Raw genomic sequence first — 8045 nt, 5'->3', positions numbered from 1 at the left:
GTTTCGCCTTGCAAACATTGGAAAAGATGATTGGCGGAGAAGAATGGTGCCGCTGAAGGGACTCGAACCCCCGACCCCATCATTACGAATGACGTGCTCTACCAGCTGAGCTACAGCGGCATTCTTCTCTTGTCGGCCATACGTTGGCCCTACTCGTTACGCCGTGCCGCTTGTAAGCAACTGGTTCGGAACGTCAATCGCAAGCAAACCTGCTTTTGGCGAATGATATGCCCGCGAACCCGCGCATCAGTGACCCGGTGGCGCGCCGGATAGCATCGAACGCGGGCGAAGTGTAGCCCTATTTTTTCGGCGCAAGCCCACGCGCCAGCGCAACCGCGTCAGGTTCAGCCAGTGGGTTGCGCCGGACGCGTTCGGCAAAGATTTCATCTTGCGTCAACTCTGCTGGCGGTTCGGTCGGGGCCGGCTTTGGCGGTTCGGGCTCGGGCGGTGCCAGCACTTCCGGCTCGGGCCGAGGAGAGCCCACGATCAGCGGCAACATTTCAGCGCCGTTGGCAATGGGAACACCTCCGCCCGGTGGCTCTCGCCAAGACAGCGTGTCAAAACCGCCGCAATTGTCGCATATCGGGCCCCATTCTGCCTGGATGTTGTGGCAATGCTCGCACACCCATTGCGGGCCGCGGCTGGCACTCAGCGCGCGCGCAAGATAGCCGCGCACCACCGAGTCATCGGCACCCTCGCCGCGCTCGATTGCGGCAATCAGGGTCAGCGCGCGGGTTGTCGGGTGCGTTTCTGCCAGATCACCCACCGCGCGGCGCGCCGCCGGGAAATCTTCGGCGGCAATTGATAGCTCGGCGCGTAGCAGACGCGTTTCTTCGGACTCGGGGCGATGCTTCAAAAGCGCCTCAAACCGCTTCAACCGTTCGGCGGGGGTTTCATCCGGCGCAATCGCGGCGAATGTGGCGGCCAGCGACGGGTGTGGCTGCGCCTCCCAAGCCTTCAGCAACAGCCGCGTTGCGGGCTTGGTCTCGCCCTTGGCGATATAGGCCTCGGCGGCCATTACTGCCGCTGGAATAAGATCTGGCGAGGCTTTGTTTGCAGCGATCGCCGCCTCTCGCGCCTCGATGCTGGCACCTTCGGCCAGCACACCCTTGGCTTCTTGCAGCGCCAGCAACGCATCGCGCCGCTTGTGCACATCGCGCGGCAACAGACCCTGTTTGACCTTGGCCCCCAGTACCTCGCGCGCGCCTTTCCAATCGCCCTGCTCCGATTGCAGGCGCAAAAGCGTATCTTGCACACCTTCATGGCGCGGTTTGAGTGCGAAAGCGGCTTGGGCAAGTTTCATTGCGGTGCCGGTATCGCCTTCGGACAGCTTTTGTTTCATCAGCCCCTGCACGCCCACAAAGCGCGTGCGCTGATCGGCCAACAGGCGCTTGTAAACCTCAGTTGCCTTCTTGGTATCGCCAGCAGCCTCTGCCGCCTGCGCGGAAAGAAGGTTGGTCAATTCGGGCCGGCGCAGATACTTCTCGGCCTTCGCGGCCTTTGACAGCGCCACCCGGCCTTCACCCGAGGCAACGGCCATCATCCCTTCGGCCAGTGCTTCGTAGCCCTTACGCTCGCGATTGCGGTCGAAATAACGGCTGACGGCGGTTTCATCGCCATTGATAAAGCGCACCAGCGCCCAAAGCAGCCCAAGGATGCGCACCAGCAGCCAAACGGCCACGATCAGCGCCAGCACCGCGATCGCCGATTGCAGTGGACCGAGTGTGTATTCGGTTCCAGCAAAAGCAAGGCGGATGCCCTGCCCGCTTTCCACCAGATAGGTCGCGCCCAGTGTCAGCGCCGCAACCACTACCATGAACACCGCGATTTTCAGAAACGACCAGACCATGCCAGCCCCCTCAGTTCAGGCCCTGCGCCAAAGCGGCGAGGGCTTGGGTTGCGGCAACGCGCCGTTCGGCCAAGGCGGCCCAGTTGGCCATTGCGGCGCGGCCAGTTTCGGGCAGCGCCGATATGGCAGCAAGCGCACCCTCGACATCGCCCGCGGCCAAGGCCGCTTCGGCGCGCGATAGCACTGCATCGGCGTCATCGCCCTCGCGCGGCTCAAGCGAACGCGCCCCGGTCTGCGCCATAAGGTAATTGCCAAGCCGATCCATCAGGTTCGCGCCCGGCTCTGCGATCCGCGCGGCGGCCAGTGCTTCTCTTGCAGCAGGGGTATAGCCATCGCGCAGCGCAGCAAGGCTTGGCACGTCGGTGGTAAGCGCGGCTGGCACAGCAACGCCCGCGGCAACAAGCGCCGCCAGCGGTTCGGCAAGCGAAGTGCCAGCATCCAGCGCGGCACCCAGTTGCGCCACGGCAGCGCGGGCCTGCGCCTTGGACGCGGCCGCTTCGGCCTCGGCGCGTAGGGCAACCGCGTCCGCCTCTGCCTTGGCGCGCAGGGCTGCGGCCTCGGCCTCGGCAGCGACAATCCGCGCCGAGGCATCGGCGGCGGCTGCCGCGATTTCGGCCGATGTGGCCTGCGCGCCGGTTGCACCTTGCGCCAGATCGGCGCGCATCGCGGCAAGCTCGCCCTGTAGCGCCTCGATTGCAGGTGCAAAATCAGAAACCGTCGCGGTTGGGCGCGCTTCAAGCTCCGCCAAACGTGCATCGAACCCTGCCAGCGCGTCTTGCAGCGGGCCAAGGTCTGGCACTGCCGGAATAGAGGCTTGCAGGGCCTGCAATTCAGCCTGAACCGCAGCAAGACGTTCTGCCTGCGCGGCGTCAGTGGCCGCGATCAGCGCCGCAGCAGGCTGCCAGCGGGCCGGAAGCTGCGGCAGAAGGAAAAACGTGGCACCCGCGCCCAGCGCCGCCGCCCCGACCCCGCCAAGCAGCAACACAAACCAACCACCGCTGCGTTTGCGCGGCGGCGGTGGCGGCAGAACCAGCGGTGGCTCGGGCACCTCGGGCGCTTCGGGCGCAGGCTCGGGGGCCACCACAGGTTCTGCGGTGGTTTCCAAGGTTTCTGGGCTTTCGTTGGCAGATGTTGTCATTGCTCTTTCCCCCCAAAAACGCCTTCACCTATATCTAGGCACCAGTGCACGCCGCCTCAACCCGCGACAAGCTTTGCGAGCGCATCCAACATCGATTCTGCATCCGGCGTCGCTGCAATTCGCATCCGGGCGGGATGCAACTCGGCACATGGTGCGGCCACGGCGGGCGAGAGCGCCGCAACCCAAAGCGGCGCGCGCGCGCCTTTCGCTGCCTGAACGAAAAGCTGTGCCGAACGCGGCGAAAATAGCGGCACCAACAGTGGCGATTGCCGCGCCAAAATCGCCTCCCCGGCGGCAGACAGCGGCACCGGTTCCTGCGCGTAAACGCAGACAGAATGTGTCTCTATTCCAGCGGAATTGAGCGCTTTCGCTACATCGACCGCCTGATGCGCACCGCGCGCGACCAACAGCGGGGGCTGTGGGGCCGCGGCGATGATGATGCGCGTCAGCGCCGCGCCGTCACCTGGCCCGGTAACGGGGGCGAAACCCGCCCGCGCGGCTGCCGCGGCTGTGCGCGACCCCACGCACCATGCCCGCCGCCCCGCAGCGGGCGAAAGCGCCGCATAGGCCGCAACAGCATTTTCCGAGGTAAAAACCAACTCGCGCGCCTCTGGCACCTCTGGGTTAAGCCCAACGATCCGCTGCATCGGCGCAAGCAGCTTCGGCCAATCTTCGCCGAAGCGCTCTGCAAAACTCTCGGCAAAGCGGCGCGCTTGCGCGGCCGGGCGGGTCACAAGCAGCGTTGGGCGGGAATCAGACAAGGCCACCCCCGGGATTGTGCGATCTCACCCTCGGTGTTACCTGCCTGAAAGCATTCCCGCAACTGGCGCGCCATGACTGAAACGCTCACCCTCCTCGGTATTGAAAGCAGTTGCGATGATACCGCAGCGGCAGTGGTGCGGTTTGAGGATGGGCGCGGCGTGGTTTTGGCGTCGGTTGTGGCGGGGCAAACGGAACTGCACGCGCCTTTCGGCGGCGTGGTGCCAGAACTTGCAGCCCGCGCGCACGCTGAAAAGCTGGACCACTGCGTCGAAGAGGCGCTGGCGCGCGCAGGTTTGGGGTTGGCCGATCTGGATGCGGTGGCCGTGACCGCCGGGCCGGGGCTGATCGGCGGTGTGCTTTCGGGTGTGATGTGCGCCAAGGGCATTGCAGCAGGGGCGGGGCTGCCGCTGCTGGGGATAAATCACCTTGCCGGGCACGCGCTGACACCACGGCTGACCGATGGGCTTGTGTTTCCTTACCTGATGCTGCTGGTCTCTGGCGGGCATTGCCAGTTTCTGATCGTGCGCGGCCCCGAGGATTTTTCGCGCATTGGCGGCACGATAGATGATTCGCCCGGCGAGGCTTTCGACAAAACCGCGAAACTGCTTGCATTACCACAACCGGGCGGCCCCGCAGTTGAGGCCGAGGCGGCAAAGGGCGACGCGCGGCGTTTTGCCTTTCCGCGCCCGTTGTTGGACCGCGCGGGCTGCGACATGTCATTTTCCGGGCTGAAAACCGCGCTTTTGCGGGCGCGCGATGGGGTGATGGTCATGGGCCATTTGCACGCGCAAGACCGCGCCGACCTTTGCGCCGGGTTTCAGGCAGCCGTCGCTGACGTTCTGGCAGAAAAATCTCGCCGTGCGCTGGCGGTATATCTGGCAGAAAACCCAACATCGCCTGCCTTTGCCGTGGCGGGTGGCGTGTCTGCCAATATGACCATTCGGGCCGCGTTAGAGACTGTTTCAGCTGCGGCAGGCGCGGGCTTCGTGGCACCACCGCTCGCGCTTTGCACCGACAACGCAGCGATGATCGCATGGGCAGGGATCGAGCGATTCCGCGAGGGCGGGCGCGATGACCTGACAATATCGGCACGCCCGCGCTGGCCGCTTGACGCGGCCGCCCCGGCCATGCTCGGTTCAGGAAAGAAGGGGGCGAAGGCATGAGCATCGGCGTTCTTGGTGCGGGCGCTTTTGGCACGGCACTGGCGGTAGCGTTGGCACGAAATGGTGCCGTAACGCTTTGGGCGCGCGATGCAGGCCATGCCATCGAAATGCGCGACAGCCGGTGTAACACGCGCCGGTTGCCGGGGGTTGAGTTACCACAAAACGTCTCTGTTACAGCCGAAATCGAAAAGGCGGCAGCCGCGGACCTGTTGCTTCTGGCGATGCCGATGCAGCAGATGGCGGGCTTTCTGGCAAAACATCGGGTCGCACTTGCGGGCCGCCAACTCGTTGCCTGCTCCAAGGGTATCGACCTTGGCACCGGGCTTGGCCCCACGGCGCTGATTGCAACCGAATGCCCTACCGCCACCCCGGCGATGCTGACGGGGCCAAGCTTTGCCGCCGACATCGCACGCGGGCTACCCACCGCGCTGACGCTCGCCTGCGCCAGCGACACTGCGGGCGAGGCCATGCAAACGCAGCTTTCCACCCCTGTCTTGCGGCTCTATCGAACCACCGACACAACCGGCGCAGAACTGGGCGGCGCATTGAAAAACGTCGTGGCGATAGCCGCCGGGGTGGTGATCGGTGCAGGTCTGGGCGATTCGGCGCGCGCCGCGCTGATGACACGGGGCTTTGCCGAGATGACGCGCTTTGCAACCGCGCGCGGTGCGCAAGCTGACACGCTTGCCGGGCTTTCCGGGCTGGGCGATCTGGTACTGACCTGCACATCGGCGCAATCGCGCAACTTCCGCTTTGGGCAGGCACTTGGTGCCGGCACGGGCTTTGACGCCAACACCACCGTAGAAGGCGTTGCGACATCAAAAGCAGTCTCTGCGCTGGCCAAAACACTTGGCGTCGATATGCCGATCGCCAGCATGGTCACAGCTTTGGTGGACCATCATATTACCGTGGCCGAGGCCACTCGCGCGCTGCTTTCGCGCCCTCTCAAACAGGAGTGAACATGTATTTTGCCCTTATCTGCCGCGACAAACCCGGCGCTCTCGACACCCGGCTTGCGACCCGCCCGGAACATCTGGCCTATATCGAGGCCACCGATATCGTGCGTCAGGCCGGTGCCTTGGTAGAGGGCGGACAGGTCGTAGGCTCGCTGATCGTCCTGGAGGCGGCCAGCCTTGCCGAAGCCGAGGCTTGGGCGGCAGGCGACCCCTACAGCGCTGCGGGTCTGTTCGAATCCGTCAGCATCAGCGAGTGGCGGAAGGTTGTCGGTTGATGGCGAAGTGGCTATTCAAATCCGAGCCTGACGTTTGGGGCTGGGCTGACCAGATGGCCAAAGCACCCGCTGCCGAAGAATGGCACGGCGTGCGCAACTATCAGGCGCGCAACAACATGCGCGCCATGCAACTGGGCGATCGCGGGTTTTTCTACCATTCCAACGTTGGCAAAGAGATTGTCGGGATTGTCGAGGTAGCAGCGCTTTCGCACCCCGACAGCACCACCGACGACCCGCGCTGGGATTGTGTCGATATTCGCGCGCTTTTGCCGCTTCGCCGCCCGATCAGCCTGATCGAAGTGCGCGCCGACCCGCGGCTTGCGAACATGGCGCTGGTGACGAACTCGCGGCTTTCGGTGCAGCCGGTGACCGATGAGGAATGGCGGGTGATTTGCGAATTGGGTGGTGTGGACCCCTGAAAAGCAGGAGGGCCCTAGCACCCCTGCCTAGGACCCTCCACCACCCCACGTGCTCCCCTAGCACCACACGTGAATATGAAAGGCCCCGGCCCTACTGGCCCGTTCGGTTTTTCTAGCGGCGACTGCCCCGAATCACAAGTTTTGCGTCAAGAAAAAACGTTTTGAATCCATGCCTTTACTGAAAGGACTGGTTAACCGAGTTTCTGCGCGGCAAGCCGTTCGTAATAGGGCAGCGCGGCCTCGGCCAGCCGGGCGTAATCACCTGATAGCTCTGGAAGCGGGCCCTCTGCGCCCTCGAACCCGGTCGAAACATGCACCGCGCCGTACCAATGCGGCGCCCAAGCGCCGTCATAAGGCTTGGGCCCGGCGGGCCATTGCAGCATCGACGCGCGAAACTCGATGCCAAGCGCCGCACATAGCCCGCGCAGCGCGGCTTCGGGGTTTGCCCGGATATCGGCGGAATCGATCACCAAGGGCGCACGGCCCAACCAGCCCGCCACCTCGTCGAATAGTTCAGCCTGCTGCGCAAAGCCAATGTCTGCCAGCGTCGGGCTTTCACGCTTTTTCGAATAGCTTGCCACCACCCGCGCAGGGTGGCGGATCAGGAACACGTTGGTCAGCTGCCGCATGAAGCTACGATCAAACGCCGGGATCATGTGCAGCGTCATATGCTTTTGGTAAAACAGGCTCTGAGCCTGCGGAAATGGGCCGGTGCAGGCTTCGGCTACCTTGCCCGCGTCGGGTTCGCCCGCAGCAATGACTGCGTCGCGCATCGGATGATCTGTTTCGGTTGCTGCAAGATAGGCGGCATAAAACGGCTCGTCCCAAACCGCGCAATCTCCGCGCGCGGCAAAGGCATACATCATCGCCGTCGATAGATTACGCGGCCCGGACCACATTGCGATTCTCATGCCTGCACCATCGCCTTGTAAAGCCCGCGCAAGCGCTCTGTCATCGGACCCATCTGCCCCGACCCGATCGTGCGCCCGTCGATACTGCCCACCGGCGTTTGCGCGCCGAACGTGCCGGTCAAAAAGGCTTCATCGGCTGAATACGTCTCTAACAAGCCGAAATTGCGCTGATAGATCGGAATGTCGTTCGCCCGGCACAGGTCGATCACCTTGGCGCGGGTGATGCCGTTCATGCAGTAATCACCGGTCGAGGTCCAAACCTCGCCCTTGCGCACAATGAAGAAGTTGCAGGCGTTGGTGGTGTTCACAAAGCCATGCACATCCAGCATCAGCGCCTCGTCCGCGCCCGCTTTTTCAGCGGCGATGCAGGCGAGAATGCAGTTGAGTTTGGAGTGACTGTTGAGCTTTGGGTCCTGACTCATCGGCAAGCCGCGGATCTGGGGCACGGTGGCCAAACGGATTGGCCGGGGTATCTTTGGCCGCGAATGTTCCATGATTATCACGACGGTCGGCCCTTGCCGCGATAGCGACGGGTGCTGAAATGGCCGGTGCTTGACGCCGCGCGTCACCAT

The 8045-nt window shown here is 63.8% G+C and carries 9 protein-coding genes and 1 tRNA gene; 4 read left to right on the top strand and 6 right to left on the bottom strand.

What is annotated here, in order from left to right:
- Positions 1 to 44: 44 nt before the first annotated feature.
- The 4 genes from ABY403_RS10700 to ABY403_RS10685 form a co-directional block, all read right to left on the bottom strand.
- Positions 45 to 120 (bottom strand) — tRNA-Thr (locus ABY403_RS10700).
- Positions 121 to 298: 178 nt separating this feature from the next.
- On the bottom strand, positions 299 to 1849 hold the full coding sequence (locus ABY403_RS10695) for a heme biosynthesis protein HemY (RefSeq protein WP_372840793.1): 1551 nt from the start codon (positions 1847 to 1849) through the stop codon (positions 299 to 301).
- Between the two features lie 10 nt (positions 1850 to 1859).
- Positions 1860 to 2987, bottom strand: a complete 1128-nt coding sequence (locus ABY403_RS10690; RefSeq protein WP_372840792.1) for a COG4223 family protein — start codon at positions 2985 to 2987, stop codon at positions 1860 to 1862.
- A gap of 56 nt (positions 2988 to 3043) precedes the next feature.
- Positions 3044 to 3748 (bottom strand): uroporphyrinogen-III synthase, encoded by a 705-nt coding sequence (locus ABY403_RS10685; RefSeq protein WP_372840791.1) that lies wholly within the window; start codon positions 3746 to 3748, stop codon positions 3044 to 3046.
- A 72-nt stretch (positions 3749 to 3820) separates the two neighbouring features.
- Here ABY403_RS10685 and tsaD point away from each other — a divergent pair, with 72 nt between their 5' ends.
- Genes tsaD through ABY403_RS10665 form a run of 4 tightly spaced genes read left to right on the top strand, consistent with a single transcriptional unit; the run spans position 3821 to position 6562 of the window.
- On the top strand, positions 3821 to 4912 hold the full coding sequence (gene tsaD / locus ABY403_RS10680) for a tRNA (adenosine(37)-N6)-threonylcarbamoyltransferase complex transferase subunit TsaD (RefSeq protein ID WP_372840790.1): 1092 nt from the start codon (positions 3821 to 3823) through the stop codon (positions 4910 to 4912).
- A complete protein-coding gene (locus ABY403_RS10675; protein ID WP_372840789.1) occupies positions 4909 to 5871 on the top strand; it encodes an NAD(P)H-dependent glycerol-3-phosphate dehydrogenase in 963 nt (320 codons plus the stop codon). Before tsaD ends, ABY403_RS10675 begins: the two co-directional genes overlap by 4 nt.
- A 2-nt stretch (positions 5872 to 5873) precedes the next feature.
- On the top strand, positions 5874 to 6143 hold the full coding sequence (locus ABY403_RS10670) for a YciI family protein (protein ID WP_372840788.1): 270 nt from the start codon (positions 5874 to 5876) through the stop codon (positions 6141 to 6143).
- A complete protein-coding gene (locus ABY403_RS10665) occupies positions 6143 to 6562 on the top strand; it encodes an EVE domain-containing protein (protein WP_372840787.1) in 420 nt (139 codons plus the stop codon). Before ABY403_RS10670 ends, ABY403_RS10665 begins: the two co-directional genes overlap by 1 nt.
- 191 nt (positions 6563 to 6753) lie before the next feature.
- Here the strand turns inward: ABY403_RS10665 and ABY403_RS10660 are convergent, their stop codons facing one another.
- Both ABY403_RS10660 and ABY403_RS10655 read right to left on the bottom strand, forming a co-directional pair.
- The gene (locus ABY403_RS10660) at positions 6754 to 7473 is read right to left on the bottom strand and encodes an HAD family hydrolase (RefSeq protein WP_372840786.1); all 720 of its coding nucleotides are present in this window, start codon (positions 7471 to 7473) and stop codon (positions 6754 to 6756) included.
- The coding region (locus ABY403_RS10655) for an aminotransferase class IV (protein WP_372840785.1) at positions 7470 to 8045 on the bottom strand (576 nt) is incomplete at its 5' end. The genes ABY403_RS10660 and ABY403_RS10655, both read right to left, overlap by 4 nt.

This window comes from Phaeovulum sp. (assembly GCF_041596715.1).
In the GTDB taxonomy this organism is placed as follows: Bacteria; Pseudomonadota; Alphaproteobacteria; order Rhodobacterales; family Rhodobacteraceae; genus UBA6213.
Note: the sequence above shows the minus strand (reverse complement) of the source record. Positions and strands in the feature narration are given on the sequence as shown.